This is a genomic window from Arthrobacter sp. TMN-50 (assembly GCF_054511125.1).
The window spans coordinates 67,660-82,191 of record NZ_JBTNDG010000002.1 but is presented as its reverse complement, the minus strand read 5'-3'; the positions used below and the strand labels follow the sequence as shown (position 1 = coordinate 82,191).

The 14,532-nt window shown below is 62.3% G+C and carries 14 protein-coding genes; 8 read left to right on the top strand and 6 right to left on the bottom strand.

Going from position 1 to position 14,532, the window contains the following annotated elements:
• Positions 1-48: 48 nt before the first annotated feature.
• The 3 genes from ACX80A_RS04265 to ACX80A_RS04255 are packed head-to-tail and all read left to right on the top strand — an operon-like array spanning position 49 to position 3,602.
• Positions 49-1,218: a thiamine pyrophosphate-dependent dehydrogenase E1 component subunit alpha gene (locus ACX80A_RS04265; RefSeq protein WP_459258437.1), complete on the top strand. Its 1,170-nt coding sequence runs from the start codon at positions 49-51 to the stop codon at positions 1,216-1,218.
• Positions 1,219-2,193: an alpha-ketoacid dehydrogenase subunit beta gene (locus ACX80A_RS04260; RefSeq protein ID WP_459258435.1), complete on the top strand. Its 975-nt coding sequence runs from the start codon at positions 1,219-1,221 to the stop codon at positions 2,191-2,193. It abuts the gene before it with no gap.
• Between the two features lie 8 nt (positions 2,194-2,201).
• Positions 2,202-3,602, top strand: a complete 1,401-nt coding sequence (locus ACX80A_RS04255) for a dihydrolipoamide acetyltransferase family protein (RefSeq protein ID WP_459258434.1) — start codon at positions 2,202-2,204, stop codon at positions 3,600-3,602.
• Between the two features lie 183 nt (positions 3,603-3,785).
• Here the strand turns inward: ACX80A_RS04255 and ACX80A_RS04250 are convergent, their stop codons facing one another.
• Positions 3,786-5,048, bottom strand: coding sequence for an aminotransferase-like domain-containing protein (locus ACX80A_RS04250; protein WP_459258823.1), 1,263 nt, complete (start codon positions 5,046-5,048; stop codon positions 3,786-3,788).
• A 120-nt stretch (positions 5,049-5,168) separates the two neighbouring features.
• Positions 5,169-6,137, bottom strand: a complete 969-nt coding sequence (locus tag ACX80A_RS04245; RefSeq protein WP_459258433.1) for a LuxR C-terminal-related transcriptional regulator — start codon at positions 6,135-6,137, stop codon at positions 5,169-5,171.
• Positions 6,138-6,517: 380 nt separating this feature from the next.
• On the opposite strand from ACX80A_RS04245, the gene ACX80A_RS04240 reads away from it, so the two are divergent.
• The 4 genes from ACX80A_RS04240 (at position 6,518) to ACX80A_RS04225 (ending at position 9,056) form a co-directional block, all read left to right on the top strand.
• The gene (locus ACX80A_RS04240; RefSeq protein WP_459258432.1) at positions 6,518-6,655 is read left to right on the top strand and encodes a hypothetical protein; all 138 of its coding nucleotides are present in this window, start codon (positions 6,518-6,520) and stop codon (positions 6,653-6,655) included.
• 84 nt (positions 6,656-6,739) lie between these two features.
• Complete coding sequence (locus ACX80A_RS04235; protein WP_459258431.1) at positions 6,740-7,726, top strand: lantibiotic dehydratase C-terminal domain-containing protein; 987 nt, start codon at positions 6,740-6,742, stop codon at positions 7,724-7,726.
• 48 nt (positions 7,727-7,774) lie between these two features.
• Positions 7,775-7,966: a hypothetical protein gene (locus ACX80A_RS04230; RefSeq protein WP_459258430.1), complete on the top strand. Its 192-nt coding sequence runs from the start codon at positions 7,775-7,777 to the stop codon at positions 7,964-7,966.
• 70 nt (positions 7,967-8,036) lie between these two features.
• Positions 8,037-9,056, top strand: a complete 1,020-nt coding sequence (locus ACX80A_RS04225) for a Gfo/Idh/MocA family protein (RefSeq protein ID WP_459258429.1) — start codon at positions 8,037-8,039, stop codon at positions 9,054-9,056.
• Between the two features lies 1 nt (position 9,057).
• On the opposite strand, the gene ald is transcribed toward ACX80A_RS04225, so the two are convergent.
• Positions 9,058-10,167, bottom strand: coding sequence for an alanine dehydrogenase (ald, locus tag ACX80A_RS04220; protein ID WP_459258428.1), 1,110 nt, complete (start codon positions 10,165-10,167; stop codon positions 9,058-9,060).
• A gap of 279 nt (positions 10,168-10,446) precedes the next feature.
• Here ald and ACX80A_RS04215 point away from each other — a divergent pair, with 279 nt between their 5' ends.
• On the top strand, positions 10,447-11,658 hold the full coding sequence (locus ACX80A_RS04215) for a PucR family transcriptional regulator (RefSeq protein WP_459258427.1): 1,212 nt from the start codon (positions 10,447-10,449) through the stop codon (positions 11,656-11,658).
• Positions 11,659-11,669: 11 nt separating this feature from the next.
• Here the strand turns inward: ACX80A_RS04215 and ACX80A_RS04210 are convergent, their stop codons facing one another.
• From ACX80A_RS04210 to ACX80A_RS04200, 3 genes are all read right to left on the bottom strand, one after another.
• Positions 11,670-12,071: a helix-turn-helix domain-containing protein gene (locus ACX80A_RS04210; RefSeq protein WP_459258426.1), complete on the bottom strand. Its 402-nt coding sequence runs from the start codon at positions 12,069-12,071 to the stop codon at positions 11,670-11,672.
• Between the two features lie 559 nt (positions 12,072-12,630).
• Complete coding sequence (locus tag ACX80A_RS04205) at positions 12,631-13,395, bottom strand: SDR family oxidoreductase (protein WP_459258425.1); 765 nt, start codon at positions 13,393-13,395, stop codon at positions 12,631-12,633.
• A 55-nt stretch (positions 13,396-13,450) separates the two neighbouring features.
• Positions 13,451-14,467, bottom strand: coding sequence for a PHP domain-containing protein (locus tag ACX80A_RS04200; RefSeq protein ID WP_459258424.1), 1,017 nt, complete (start codon positions 14,465-14,467; stop codon positions 13,451-13,453).
• Positions 14,468-14,532: the final 65 nt, after the last annotated feature.

Genomic DNA, 14,532 nt, shown 5'->3' with positions numbered 1-14,532 from the left:
CAGCAAAGCATTCCATCTGGGGTATATAACGACGGTGAGGAAGTACATATGGACGTTGCGCAACCGACGACTCCCGGCATTGAGCTGGGAAGCGACGTAAACGGGCGGGACTCCGCCCGGGACGTCCCGGAGATGATCCAGTTGCTGACCGAGGACGGCCATTTGCTTCCTGAGTCCCGGTTCAGTGCCTATGCTCCAGACCCGTCAACCTACGAAAGCCTCTACCGGGACATGTACCTGATCCGGCGGTTCGATCAGGAATCAACAGCATTACAGCGCCAGGGCCAACTCGCCCTATGGGTGCCGCTCACCGGCCAGGAGGCCGCACAGATTGGGTCGGGTCGGGCGATGCAGCCGGCCGATTATGCCTTCCCCACCTATCGGGAGCACGGCGTAGCGCTGACCCGGGGCGTCGATTTGCCCGACGTGCTGCGGTTGTTTCGCGGCATCACGAATGGCGGCTGGGATCCCCGCAAACATAATTTTCAGCTGTACACCCTGGTTCTCGCAGCCCAAACCCTGCACGCAGTGGGATATGCGATGGGAATCCAGCGTGATCGTGCCGCCGATCCCGCCACCCCGGCGGCCGCCTCAGTTGCCTATTTCGGCGATGGCGCCAGCTCGGAGGGCGACGTCCACGAAGCCATGGTTTTTGCCGCCTCGTTCAACGCCCCCGTGGTGTTCTTCTGTCAGAACAACCACTGGGCCATCTCGGTACCCTCTGACGTCCAAACCCGGGTCCCCCTGGCTAATCGCGCCGCCGGCTACGGCTTTCCCGGCGTCCGGGTCGACGGAAACGATGTCCTGGCCGTCAACGCGGTCACAGCCTGGGCACTCGACCATGCCCGGCAAGGCAAGGGCCCGGTACTGATCGAAGCCTTCACCTATCGGATGAGCGCCCACACCACTGCCGATGACCCCACCAAATATCGGGCGTCGACCGACGAAGAGCCGTGGCTGGCCCGCGATCCGCTGCTTCGGCTGGAAACCCATCTCCGGGCCAACGGCACCGACGATTCCTTCTTCGAGCATCTCGCGGAGCAGGCGGTCGAGCAGGCGTCCCGGCTCCGCAGCACCGTGCTCGCCATGGAGGCGCCCGACCTCAGCCAGCGGTTCGGCACGGCCTACGCCGAGCCCCACCCCCTGGTCCAGGAGGAACTGCGGCTCTGGCGGGACTACGAGGCCGGATTCGTTGAAGGAAACGAGGGGGATCACTAAATGCCGGTCATGACCATCGCCAAAGCCATCAATGAGGGACTCCGTGCTGCGCTGAAGAAGTCCCCGACGACCCTGCTGATGGGCGAGGATATCGGCGCGCTCGGGGGCGTATACCGGGTCACCGAAGGGTTGAAGGCCGAGTTCGGGGCCGATCGCGTCGTCGACACTCCCCTCGGTGAATCGGGCATTATCGGGACGGCAATCGGTCTGGCGTTGCGGGGCTACCGTCCTGTCTGCGAGATCCAGTTCGACGGATTTGTCTTCCCTGGGTTCAATCAGATCACCACCCAGTTAGCCAAAATGCACGCCCGCAGCGATGGGATGCTGCGCGTCCCGGTGGTGATCCGAATACCATACGGGGGCGGCATCGGCAGCGTTGAACACCACTCCGAGTCCCCCGAAGCTCTCTTCGCTCACACTGCGGGACTGCGCATCATCACTCCATCCAACCCGCAGGACGCCTACTGGATGATCCAGCAAGCCATCGACTGCGACGACCCGGTGATCGTGTTCGAGCCCAAGCGGCGCTACTGGCTCAAGGGCGAGGTCGATCGGACCGCACCGCCGGGAGATCCGTTCGCCGCGCACATCCTCCGGGAGGGAACGGATGCCACGGTGGTGGCCTACGGCCCGCTGGTCCCCGTGGCGCTCGCTGCCGCTGCCGCCGCCGCCGAAGACGGAAACAGCGTCGAAGTGATCGACCTCCGATCGGTCTCCCCGATGGATTTTGACACCGTCACCGCGTCAGTTCAAAAGACTGGTCGGTTGATCGTGGCCCACGAGGCTCCAACCTTCGGCGGAATTGGTGGTGAACTTGCGGCGCGCGTCTCGGAACGCGCCTTCCTTTCACTGCAGGCACCGGTCATGCGTGTTGGTGGCTTCCACCTGCCGTATCCGGTGGCCCGCATGGAGGAGCAGTACCTGCCCGACATCGACCGCATTCTCGAATCCCTCGACCGCGCCCTGGCCTACTAGAGGAACCCATGACACTGAACACGTTCAATCTCCCCGATGTCGGGGAAGGTCTCACCGAAGCCGAGATAGTGCAATGGAAGGTCAAGCCCGGCAGTGTCGTGGCGATCAACGACGTCATCGTCGAGATTGAAACCGCCAAGTCCCTGGTCGAGTTGTCCTCCCCATACGCCGGCGTCGTCGCAGAACTGCTGGTCACCGAGGGGGAGACGGTAGACGTCGGCTCGCCCATCATCTCGGTCGCTGACGACGACGATGACGTGCCGGTCCCGCAGATGCCCGGCGAGCTATCGACGCCGCCCACCAGCGGTTCGGCCGCCACCCACGTTCAGTCGGATTTGGCTGCCCCTGAATCTGGTGAAGCGGGTCCCCTGGTAGGGGCCGGGCCCAAAGCAGACGCGGTGAAACGCCGGCCGAGGCGGTCTAGCACCGGATCAGTCCCGCCTGCCAGCCCGACCCGACCTGTGCCAAGCGAGTCCGGGCCGCCCGCCAGTCCGCCCCAGCCTGCGGCCGGCAATTCGTACCAGCAACCCTCCCGGGTGCTCGCCAAGCCGCCCGTCCGGAAGGCTGCCCGTGACCTTGGAATCAACCTCGCGGATGTCGAAGGTACCGGACGCTCCGGGGAGGTCACCAAACGTGACCTTCTGAGCTATCAGGCGCAACGGGACGCCGAACAGGACGGCGCGAATACGTTTTGGGATGCGGCGCGGAAGCCTCAGGAGCAACGGATTGAGCGCGTGCCGGTCAAGGGTGTGCGCAAGGCGACGGCAAAGGCAATGGTGGACAGCGCCTTCTCGGCGCCACACGTCAGTATTTTCGTTGACGTCGATGCATCGCGCACCATGGAATTCGTGAAGCGGCTCAAAGCTTCGCGGGACTTCGAAGGAATCAAGGTCTCTCCACTCCTGATTCTGTGCAAAGCGGTGATCTGGGCTGCCGCCCGCAACCCGTCGGTCAACGCCACCTGGGCCGGGGACGAAATACTGATCAAACACTTCATGAACCTGGGTATTGCTGCAGCCACTCCGCGCGGGCTTATGGTCCCCAATATCAAGGACGCGCAGAACCTCTCGCTAAAGGAACTAGCTATAGCGCTCAATGAACTGGCTACCACAGCTCGAGCGGGAAGGACGCAACCAGCGCAGATGCAGGGCGGATCACTTACTGTCACCAACATCGGTGCTCTGGGAATCGACACGGGTACGCCGATCATTAACCCCGGGGAGGTCGCCATCGTCGCTTTTGGCACCATCAAGCAGAAACCGTGGGTGCTCGACGGGGAAGTGATCCCTCGATGGGTCACCACCCTGGGGGGTTCGTTCGACCATCGGGTGGTCGACGGCGACCTCAGCGCGCGATTCATGGCCGACGTCGCGTCCATCCTTGAGGAACCAGCATTGCTGCTTGACTGAGAACATCAGCCCCCGATACCGAAATCACCACAGCGACGCCGGCCGCCTTCATCGGGTCAAGCCTGCTTCGGATCCTCATCCCCGAGCTGAATTTCGTTCTTCGGCTGCTGATTCTTACCGTCCGGCTGCTGGCCGTCTCGGTGGTCCTGGGCCGGTTGCGCTCCCGCACCCGGTAGGATCCGCTTACGCATGGTTTGCCTCTATTGCTTCCTTCAAAATCGGGGCAAGACGCTCGATGCCGGTGACGATGTCTTCGCTGGAGACGGCGCTGAAGGCGAGGCGCAACTTATTCGATGGCTCGTCGGACGGGGTGAAAGCGGCGCCCGGGATAAACACCACACCTGCGTCAATGGCCTTGTACAACAGTGGGTAGGTGTCGATTCCGGGGGGTAGCGTGACCCAGACGAAGAATCCACCATCCGGCCTTGTCCATGTGACCGACGGCGGAAGACAGTCCTCGAGGGCGCTCAACATGGTGGAGCATCGCTCCCTGTACAGGGCGCGGGTGGTTTCGAGGTGTCCCAGCCAGTCGTAGTCGCTGAGGTAGGCAGAGACGAGCATCTGGGTCAGGGGAGATGGGCAGAGAACCACTGCCTCACAGGCCAGGTAGAACCGTCGATGCAGATGTTTGGGAACCAGTGCCCATCCCAGCCTGACCCCAGGGGCAAAAATCTTGGAGAAGGAGCCCAGGTAGATGACGTCGTCGGGGTTGCCTTCCCGCATGGGCGTCAGCGGCTTGCCGTCGAAGCGCAGCAGCCCGTAGGGGTTGTCCTCGAGGACCAGAATGTTGTTGGCCTTGCAGAGGTCGACGATGGTCTGCCGCCGGCTGACTTTGAGGGTGATTCCGCTGGGGTTGTTGAAGCTTGGGATGGTGTAAAGCGCTTTGATGGTGCGACCCTCAGCCTGAAGCTCGGTAATCCGCCGCTGGAGCTCTTCGGGGACCAGCCCGTCGTCGTCCATTGCCACGGCCTGGACGTCCACCTGGTAAGCCTCGAACGTATTCAGGGCGCCCACGTAGGTGGGGTCCTCGCAGAGGATCACGTCGCCCGGGTTGCAGAAGACCTTGGCTGCGACGTCCTGGGCGGACTGTGAACCGGTGGTGATCACTAGATCCGCCGGATCGGCGTCGGTGATGCCCTCGGCTGCCATCACGTCGCAGATCTGGGTGCGGAGCTTTTCCATTCCCTGACCGCCGCCGTATTGCAGCGCCTCCAGGCCGTGCTCGGCGACGATCTGCTGGATGGTGTCGCCGAGTTCCTTCAGCGGCAGCGACCGCAAATAGGGGCTGCCTCCCGCGAGTGACACGAGGCCGGGCTGAATGGAAATATCGAAGACATCCCGCACGGCAGATTGTTTGATGTTCGCGGCCCGGTCGGAGAAGAGCGCCTCGTGCCGGTGGGCGGAATTTGTTGCCCGCACCAATGCGACTTCGGTCTCAGCGGCCATGGTGGTCCGGTCAAGTTTTGCCTGTGAGTTCACTCACGCAGTCTAGGGCAAAGGTTAACTAATGAGCAACGGGTGTTGCCTTTACTCGACCATAATTTGGCACGCCTCAATCCGGCATCCCTAGATCCATCCTGCGTCGCGGGCCTTGGCGCCGGCCTGGAATCGACTGTCCGCCTTCAACGTCTCCAGCATCCAGGCAATGTGACGCCGGCAGGTGCGGACGTTGAGGTCGAGACGCCGGGCAATGACTTCATCCGAGTAGCCTGCCGCGAGCCCCGCGAGAATCGCCTGCTGGGTCCCATTGAGAGGCGAGGCCGAGTCTTCATCCATGGGGAACGGTTCGGCGAATTCCCAGGTGAAATTGAAGACCTGGATGAAGATATTCACCAGATTAGGGTCCCGGATCATCATTGCTGCTTTGTCGCTGCTCGTCAGCTGCCGGGCTACGACCGCCAGTTTCCGGTCGAAGATCAGCATCCGGAAAGGAACCGAGGGTAGGGTTCGGAACTCACCGCCTTCCGTAGCGATGGCCTTGACCGCCTTGCGGGTCGGTGTGTGGTCGCGGGTGCTGAGGTCGTAGAGATTCCGGCGGTTCACACCCCGCTTGAGTAGGTCAAGATCTTTCCTGACATTTTCTTCCTGGAAATCGGCATTTGCGCCCTGGCCCGGAACGGCCATCAGGACCTGCTCTGAAACATCGCGCCCATATTCGATCAAGACGCGCTGGATGAGGTGTGGATCCTCCAGAACCTCGACGGACGCGCTCGAAATGATCTCCCGCCGGGCTTCAAGGTACAGCGGCACTAATCCCGACAGTTCACGCCGTTTGGTATTAATCCGGGTTTTTAGGTCCTGGACCTGTCGTTCGTCAGCGTCCACCAGGTCGGCCAGAGCGACGTCGGGTGAAATGGCGACGAACGCTTCGGGGTCCGCCGCGTGGGCGCTGAGGAGCTTCTTCAGGGTTAGCTGCTCCATCGCAGCGTCAATGTCCCTGAGCGTGTAACCGAGGGCTTCCGAGACTCCCCGCCGGGTCCACCCTGGATTCGCGACGGCGTAGCGGTAGAGCTCCAGGCATAATCCGTCAAGCATGAACATTCCTCCCTGGCATGGCGGCACGCCTGAGTGAAGCTTACCGACCCATCGTGTCATCGGGTGATTTAGTGTTGGATGGCGCTAAACCGGCAGGTTCGGACGTGGTAAAAAGTGACATGTCCACTTTATGACAGGGCAACCTCGCGACCTCGCGAAGTTGTCGCCAGGCGACCGTATTCCCACGTCAGACCCGACTTTCTCGATGTACCGGGTCACGTCACACGCAGCAATAACACCCCGGGCAGTCCCCTTTAGGTCATGTCCTGAACAGGGCGATTATCTGACTGGACAGGGGTGGAGTGGGCGGCCCATTGTTGGACTGTCGGCTCCACTAATGCCGACGCAGCACCACCTGCAGCTACTCGAAGGGGAATCTCGTGAAAAAGATTGTCGGCGCAGCAGCCGGGCTTCTGGTTGTTATCGGCGTCGTCGCTCCCGCCAGCCCGGCACTCAGCGCCAGCAACTGGGAATGGCCCAAGACCGTGGTGGCTCAAAACTGGGAGTGGCCAAAATAGTTTGCTGTTGACGCAACTCGATCGGCGTCAACAGCACATAGCTCGCCCCAGTGGCGGTGACCAAATATCCGGAAGGAGAGTGCCATGAGTCAGCTGACTGCAGTTCGAAACGCCTCACGAACAGCTAGCAGCACTCAATGGTGGCATCTCTCGATCTTCGCCGGTGGCTTTGATGTAGCGGACGGCATCATCGAAGACCTGGTCACCCCACTGGCGGCGCAGGCTCAGTTACTGGGCGCCAGCCGCTGGTTCTTCACCCGAGGTGGGGAACCAGCGGCAGCCCAGGTGAGAGTGCACGTACTGGCGAGCCCCGCAGCAATCGTCAGCCTTCAAGACTTTGTCACGATTCTGCGCGCGAGGACCCAGGGCGGCGAGTTGGCCAGACCGGATCCCGGCACCCCTGCCCACCTTGATCTGAGGCGAGAGTTGTCAGGGCTTTCCGGCGACCCCGCGTCGTCGGCTCCGGAAAATGACTCCGATCGCCGGCTCGAGGCCGATCTGGTGAAATACGGCGGCGCTGAAGGCCTGCAACTCGCCGAGGAAGTTTTTGAACTGTCCTCCGAACTCACCGCCTGGGCCAGCAGGCGCTTCCCCAAAATGCACAACCGCTCGGCGTTTGGCGCGCTGATCCTCTTCGACTCGGCGCGCAGCATGATGAAAGGCCCCCGGTCGGCCGGTTGGCCCGACCGACGACGCGTTTCCTGGGATTTCTACTGGGACAGCCACCTCAGAAGCTGCACCGCTGAACTCGGCCCCCGCGCGGTGGGAGTCCGGGAGGCCCTCACCGCCCAGGTCGGAGTCCGAATTCCCGCGTTCCATGGACTGATGGCCGCTACAGCCGCCGAATCGGCCGCCCAGAACTGGCGACGCCGGTGGTCCCGCGCCATCGACAACTACCTTTATCGCGCTGACAAGGCGCGGGTCAGCCGCAGTGCTCAACACCTGACCGTGTACCAGGCACACATGACCTTGAACAGGCTCGGCTTCACTGCGCGCGAGGAAGCGGTTCTTGGCCTCTATGCCCGGTCGTGGAGTATCGAACGCGAGGCGTCATCCTACCACCAGAACTAGGCGAGACGGCAACCGACCAGCAGGAAACCACGGAAGGATTCGATCACCATGGCGGCAATCAATGATGTCATCTTAGCCAGCAACGCTCGGGAACTCAGCGATGCCCTGGGGTGCTCGCCCGACACCCTTGAGGACATGCGCGACCAGGGTGTCCTCGCTTCCCGAGGCGAGCTGTGGGAGGTAGGCCCCGCCCGGGATTACTTGCGTGACGCCGCCTGGGCCGACAGCCTCTGGTCCTGACCCGACGCGGTCACACCTGACGCATCCGGGAGCCGCCGGTTGACTGGGCCCCGACCGGTAGGCTGAGTGCATGAGGATAATCCGCACAGCAGTATTCGGTTATGGCCTAGGCGGACGCGTGTTCCACGCTCCTCTCATCCAGGCTGATTCCCGGTACTCACTCGACGTCATCGTCACGTCGGACCCGGCCAGGAAGGTTGAAGCCGAGGTGCGGTACCCCGGTATCCGGGTGGTACCGACCGCTGCTGACGCGTTGGCGCTCGCGGCTGACCTTGACCTCGCGGTTATCAGCACCCCGCCCGCCACCCACGTCCCCCTCGCCGAGGCGGCGCTGGAAGCGGGACTCGCCGTCGTCGTCGATAAGCCCTTCGTCGTAGACACAGCCGATGGTTTGCGCCTAATCGAACTGGCACGGGCTCGCGGGAGCGTTCTGAGCGTGTTCCAGAACCGCCGCTGGGATGGAGATTTCCTGACCGCCCGGAGACTCATCGACGACGGTACTCTCGGCACCGTGCGCCGGTTTGAGTCCCGCATGGAGTCGTTTAAGCCGGTAGTTTCGAAGCCGTGGAAGGGTGCGGTTGCAGGTGAAGGGGGAGGTATCCTCTACGACCTCGGACCGCACCTGATTGACCAGGCGCTGCAGCTCTTCGGGCCGGCCAAACTGCAATACTCGGAACTCGCTGCGCACCGCGGCGACGGCGGTCCTGACGACGACGCCTTCCTGGCCTTACGGCACGCCAGCGGCACGACCAGCCACCTCTGGATGAACGCCCTGGCACCTCAGGCAGCGCCGCGGTTCCGGGTGGTCGGCTCCGAGTCGGCTTACTCGAAATGGGGGGTTGACGTGCAGGAGCCGTCCATCGTGTCGGGGATGTTGCCGACCGATCCCACCTATGGGGTGGAGGATGAACTGGCTTGGGGGCTGCTGGGGTTCGACGCCGATGCCATCAAAGTCCGCACTGAAAAGGGTGCCTACCCGATGTTCTACGAGCTGATGGCATCAGCTGTGCTGGATGGGGGGCCGGTGCCGGTGGATCCGCAGGACAGCCTTGCTGCCCTGCGGATCATTGAGGCCGCCCACGGGGGCTGAGTTAGACCAGTTCCCGCCAGGCGGCGAGGGGTAGGCCGTGCGCTTCCGACACTGAATGGTGTGCCACCTGCCCACCAGCGATGTTCAGGCCGTGCGCCAGAGCGGCGTCGGCCTCGAACGCTGCCTTGACCCCGCGGTTGGCTAAGGCGACCGCGTAGCGAAGGGTCACATTGGTCAGCGCATAGGTTGACGTGTTGGGCACCGCGCCCGGCATGTTGCCGACGCAGTAGAACAGCGAATTGTGCACTGTGAACGTGGGGTCCTGATGAGTGGTGACATGCGAATCTTCGAAGCAGCCACCCTGGTCGACGGCGATGTCTACCAGGACACTGCCGGGCTTCATCCGGGAGACCATCTGGTTGGTGATCAGCTTCGGGGCGCGGGCGCCAGGGACCAGGACAGAGCCGATGACCAGGTCCGCGTCGAGAATGGCACGCTCAATTTCAAAGGCGTTCGAGGCCACGGTTTTCACGCGTCCGGCGTAGAGAGCGTCGACTTCCCGCAGCCTTCCAATGTTGATATCGAGAATCGTGACCTCTGCTCCGGTGCCCACGGCCATGGCCGCAGCATTGGTGCCGGCAACCCCGGCGCCAAGGACCACGACTTTGGCGGGCCGAACCCCAGGAACGCCGCCCAGCAGCAGTCCCGGGCCGCCTGCCGGTGCCGTCATGACCTGGGCCCCAACCTGCACTGACAATCGCCCGGCCACCTCAGACATCGGTGCGAGGAGCGGCAAGGCACGGCCGTCCTGGACTGTCTCGTAGGCAATCGCAGTAACTCCCGAATCCATCAGCGCTCGTGTCAGCTCTGCCTCTGCGGCGAGGTGCAGGTAGGTGAAAAGAATCAGTCCGGCCCGGAACCGGTGGTATTCCTCGGCGATGGGCTCCTTGACCTTGAGCACCATGTCCGCCCGCGCCCACAATTCGTCGGCGGACACGACGATTTCCGCTCCTGCCGCCGTGTATTCGTCATCGGTGATGTTCGACCCGGTTCCCGCACCCTGTTCGATGAGAACTGTGTGCCCGGTGGTGCGGAATTCGTGCACCCCCGACGCAGTGATGGCAACGCGAAATTCGTTGTTCTTGACTTCCTTTGGAACGCCGATGATCACGGGGTTCTCCGTTCACTCGTTGAGATGCGGTGGGGAGGCTTATGGCCCGACTCCTAGCCTACGGATGGTCACGAACGCCTGAACAGGCGTCCGGCCCAACAGATTGACTCTCACGAGTCGCCTGGTGCCCTGCCAGCTGACGGATTCGACGTAATGTCGCTACGCCTGCCAGATGTGACCTCCTTCACTACCACAGGGTCCGGCACGAACGAAGTCGACAATTGTCGTCCGTTTACGCATCAATTGTCGTCTCATCGTCTCCGCCGCTAGCATGAACTGATGCAGCCAGACGGGGTAGATGCGGTGGTGGAGGCCATTGCCGCTCAGCTGAACCGCGGTCTTTCATTGGAGGATCTCGACGGTGTCCTGTTGGCTTACAGCAGCCATAAATCGGCGGCCGACAGGGTGCGCGTCAACTTTCTGCTCAGCAAGAAAGTGCCTCAGGACGTCAGCCAGTGGCAATTGCAGCACGGCATTGCATCGGCCGTCCGACCAGTCGTGTTACCCGCCAACCCGACACTGGGCATGCTCGGCCGGGTCTGTGTTCCCTTGTTGGTGCGCGGGTTCCGGGTTGGCTATCTATGGGTCCAGCAGGACTCGGATGAGGCGACACCTCAGGCGATTCTGGGCCACCTCTCCGGCGTGCGTGGCGACCTGGATCGGCTGGCCTCCCTCCTGTTGGAAGGTAACACTGCAGCATCCGAGCATCGCCGCAAGCGTGAGAGCACGTTCTTGGCCGCGTGTCACGGGATACCAGCGGGAATCGACGAACTTGCCGGCTGGACAGAACTTCACAACACGGCCCCGTGGCAGGCTGCCGTCCTCCTCGCGCGGGACGAATTGCAGGAACCGCTCGATCCGCAGGCGAGCCTGCTTACTCACCGCACCGCGGCCCTGCAGGCGACCGTGGGAGTGCGTTCAGTGTTGTTCAGCGCCGGAACTCAAACGGTTGCGGTCCTGCTCCTGACCGGCGGTGCGGGCGCGGTGGAATCCTCCGAAATCCTCAGACGATATGACCAGGAGCTCGCCAAACGTGAGGGCGGCGACACCGGGATGACACTTCTTGGCCTCAGTGAGCCGTTCCCCGACCTTCGGAACCTGCCGGGAGCCTTTGGTGAGGCCTGCCAGGCCGTTCAGGCTAGCGCGGTCGATGGCGGACTGGGTCCGATCACTGATTACCGGTCCACCGGCTGCTACCAGTTCCTTGCCGCGGGGGGCTGGAAATTGACTTCGGCGAAGTCGGTCTATTTCGCCGAAATAGAGGAACAAGACAAAAATGCCGAGCTGCTGCCGGTCCTCGAGTTGCTCTACGACAAGAACGGGTCGGTTCAGGACGTAGCATCGCAGCTCCATCTGCACCGGAGCAGCGTCTACAACCGACTCGCCCGCATCCGATCGATCATCGGCGCCGACCCACTCAGTGGACAGGTGCGTCTTGAACTCCACCTGGCGCTCAAGGCACGAAAATGGTCACGGCGTCCAAGGATTTAGCTAGCCCGCGCTTACTCGAACGCTATTTCCGACGCCCCGGTGCGCCTGTCCGTTTTTTGCGATGCCAACCAGTCAGCAATGTCCTGCGATTTAATCCGACGATGCGTGCCACGATATTCCACTGGGATAACTCCGGAATCGGTGAGATTCCGCAAATAGGTAGGAGAAATTCCTGCGGCGGCTGCTGCCTGCGAAGTGGTGAGAGTCTCCGCTGCGGACGCGGTGGTGACCGCGTCGCCCGCGGCAAATCTGAGGAGGAGGTCAACCACGGCATCCCGCGCGCCCGGCGGCAATTTCACCGCGGTACCGTCAACAAACACCGTGATGTCGTCGTTGTCAGCCAGAGCCCGTCGCAAGGACGCAACTTCTACGGCAGGGAGGGGCCCGGTCGTGCGGGGAATGCGGATGACCATTCCTCTATTCTGCCAAAGTCTTCCAAAAGTGGAACATTAAACCGAATTCTTTTTATGTTGCCTTGACGAATATCCCTTCCTAAAATGTTATGGCGGGACTAAAGTGGAGGAACCTCATCAGAGGACAGGATTAGCAGAGCTTGAAATATCACTGGCTGGAGTGATCCCCATGGCCGTACATAATTCCTATGGATCTGACCGGACTCGGACGCCGACTGCCGCTGTCAAAGATCGCGACAACGGATTACCGTGGTGTAGCGCGTGTGACACCGATGAATTTCTTATCTATGAGGATTACGTCCCAGCCCGCCTGACAGCGGGAAATGGCGAATCCCTTGCCGCGTGCGTGAACTACTCCTGCTCGGTCTGTGGCAGGTTCAACGGGCACGAGGTTCCTTCCTTCTGGAATCCCCCAAACTGGTTCTGGTACTCCTGACGGGGTCCTCATCTGTCAAAGTAGTGCCCCACCCGCAGGAAAGTGGTGGGCCCACAGCTAAAGCGCTGCCCGGCTACTTTTCTCGCGTCCCCTAGTCTCGCCTTTCGTCAGCCTCACCCTTCGTCAGCCGCGCCCAATGAAGGGCATCCCGCTGGCGGTGATCAGGAGTGAACCCACCGACGCCGACGCCGGTAGCTGTGCCATCATAAGCACGGCACGTGCCGCCTCTTCCACCGGGAAGGTGGGTTCCGGTCGGCGTGAACCGTCAGCCTGCAGGGCGCCACCATTGACGCCGATAGTTTCCATCAGCCGCGTGTGGGCATTCCCGATGTCGATTTGTCCGCAGGTGATGCCGAAGGGCCGGCCGTCCAATTCAATCGACTTGGTGAGACCCGTGATCGCGTGCTTGGTGGTGGTGTAGGCCACCGAGAGTGGGCGGGGCACGTGAGCTGAGATGGATCCGTTGTTAATAATGCGCCCGCCCTGCGGTTGCTGACTTTTCATCAGCCGGACGGCGGCTGCTGCGCAGAGGAACGCCCCGGTGATGTTCACGGCAACGGTATGCGCCCACTCCTCAGGGTGGACCTCGTCAACGGCTCCGGTCGGTCCGAAAACTCCTGCGTTGTTGAACAGTACCGAGATTGCACCGAGTTCAGTCGTGACGTAGCCAAACAGGTGCTTGACGTCGTCGGGCCGGGTCACATCGGTCGGCACCACGTGGGCGCGGGCATGACCGTCTGCCGTCTCCTCGAGAGCGGCCCGTCGCCTGCCAGCAAGCACGACGTCGAACCCCGCAGCCAGAAACTGCTGCGCCACCGCCCGTCCAATGCCTGAGCCGGCACCCGTCACGACGGCGGTGCCGGGCTGGGTGCTCGCTATAGTGTCCATCTGGCTCCCTTGAGTGGTGGTTTTCGCTTCCAGGCCCATCTTGGCGACCACCTGCCTAACCGTTGGTTAACCAGCTGACCAGCCGATCCTCGGGCCAGGTGGTGATGATGCGGTCAGCTGGTACGCCGTTCGCTTCGGCTCGCTCCGCTCCATACTGGAGGAAGTCAAGCTGTCCGGGCGCATGCGCGTCGCTGTCGATGCTGAATAGGCAACCGGCGTCCAGAGCCAGCCGGATCAGGTCATCCGGCGGATCCTGGCGTTCGGGTCGGGAGTTGATCTCGACTGCAACATTGTTGTCAGCGCACGCAGCAAAGACCTGTTTCGCATCAAACTCAGACGGCGGGCGGGCACCGCGGGCTCCTTGCACCAGTCGGCCGGTGCAGTGGCCCAGGATGTTGGTCTGCGGCTGGCGGATGCCGCCGAGCATCCGTCGGGTCATCGTGGAACGGTCCGCGCGCAATTTTGAGTGCACACTGGCGACGACGACGTCGAGTCGGCCCAGCAGCTCGGGGGTCTGGTCCAGGGTACCGTCCTCGAGGATGTCAACTTCGATACCGGCGAGCAGCCGGAACCCGTCGGCGTCGTCGTTGAGTCGGTCCACCTCGTGGAGCTGGTCACTCAACCGTTCGGCGCTCAGCCCATTGGCGATGGTGAGGTTCGGTGAGTGGTCGGTCAGAGCGAGGTACTGGTGGCCGAGCGTCTTAGCGGCCTGGACCATCAGGTGGATGGGGCTGCCGCCGTCGGACCAGTTGCTATGGCTGTGCAGGTCACCGCGCAGCGACTTCCGCAGCGACTGGCCTCCCTTAGCCAGGGGCTCAGCAGATTGCTCCCGGAGTTCGGCCAGGTAGTTGGGAACCGCGCCACCGACCGCCTGGGACACTACCTCGAAGGTTCGGGTACCGATCCCCTTCGTTTTCTTGAGCCGACCGTCCCTGGTCCGGGCCAGCAGGTCATCGGGGGAAAGGTCGTGGAGTGTCTCGGCAGCATTTCGGAACGCCTTGACCTTGAAGGTGGGAGCGGCCTTGCGTTCGAGCCAGAAGGCTATTTCGTTGAGTGCATCGACGGCATCCATACTCCACCTTACAAAGATCCGGTGCGAACTCGCGCCCTGCCATCGGTAACGATGTGCTGAAAGAT

Bases quoted from the DNA above. Each gene is read 5' to 3' on its own strand.
- ACX80A_RS04210 (WP_459258426.1), bottom strand. From the start codon at position 12,071: ATGGTCATCCGCATTCCCCGCACGACCGGGCCCCTCCCTGCCGTAGAA.
- ACX80A_RS04265 (WP_459258437.1), top strand. From the start codon at position 49: ATGGACGTTGCGCAACCGACGACTCCCGGCATTGAGCTGGGAAGCGAC.
- ACX80A_RS04250 (WP_459258823.1), bottom strand. From the start codon at position 5,048: ATGGCCGCTGAGACCGAAGTCGCATTGGTGCGGGCAACAAATTCCGCC.
- ACX80A_RS04230 (WP_459258430.1), top strand. From the start codon at position 7,775: ATGGCGGCAATCAATGATGTCATCTTAGCCAGCAACGCTCGGGAACTC.
- ACX80A_RS04205 (WP_459258425.1), bottom strand. From the start codon at position 13,395: ATGGACACTATAGCGAGCACCCAGCCCGGCACCGCCGTCGTGACGGGT.
- ACX80A_RS04245 (WP_459258433.1), bottom strand. From the start codon at position 6,137: ATGCTTGACGGATTATGCCTGGAGCTCTACCGCTACGCCGTCGCGAAT.
- ACX80A_RS04215 (WP_459258427.1), top strand. From the start codon at position 10,447: ATGCAGCCAGACGGGGTAGATGCGGTGGTGGAGGCCATTGCCGCTCAG.
- ACX80A_RS04235 (WP_459258431.1), top strand. From the start codon at position 6,740: ATGAGTCAGCTGACTGCAGTTCGAAACGCCTCACGAACAGCTAGCAGC.
- ACX80A_RS04255 (WP_459258434.1), top strand. From the start codon at position 2,202: ATGACACTGAACACGTTCAATCTCCCCGATGTCGGGGAAGGTCTCACC.
- ACX80A_RS04200 (WP_459258424.1), bottom strand. From the start codon at position 14,467: ATGGATGCCGTCGATGCACTCAACGAAATAGCCTTCTGGCTCGAACGC.
- ACX80A_RS04225 (WP_459258429.1), top strand. From the start codon at position 8,037: ATGAGGATAATCCGCACAGCAGTATTCGGTTATGGCCTAGGCGGACGC.
- ACX80A_RS04260 (WP_459258435.1), top strand. From the start codon at position 1,219: ATGCCGGTCATGACCATCGCCAAAGCCATCAATGAGGGACTCCGTGCT.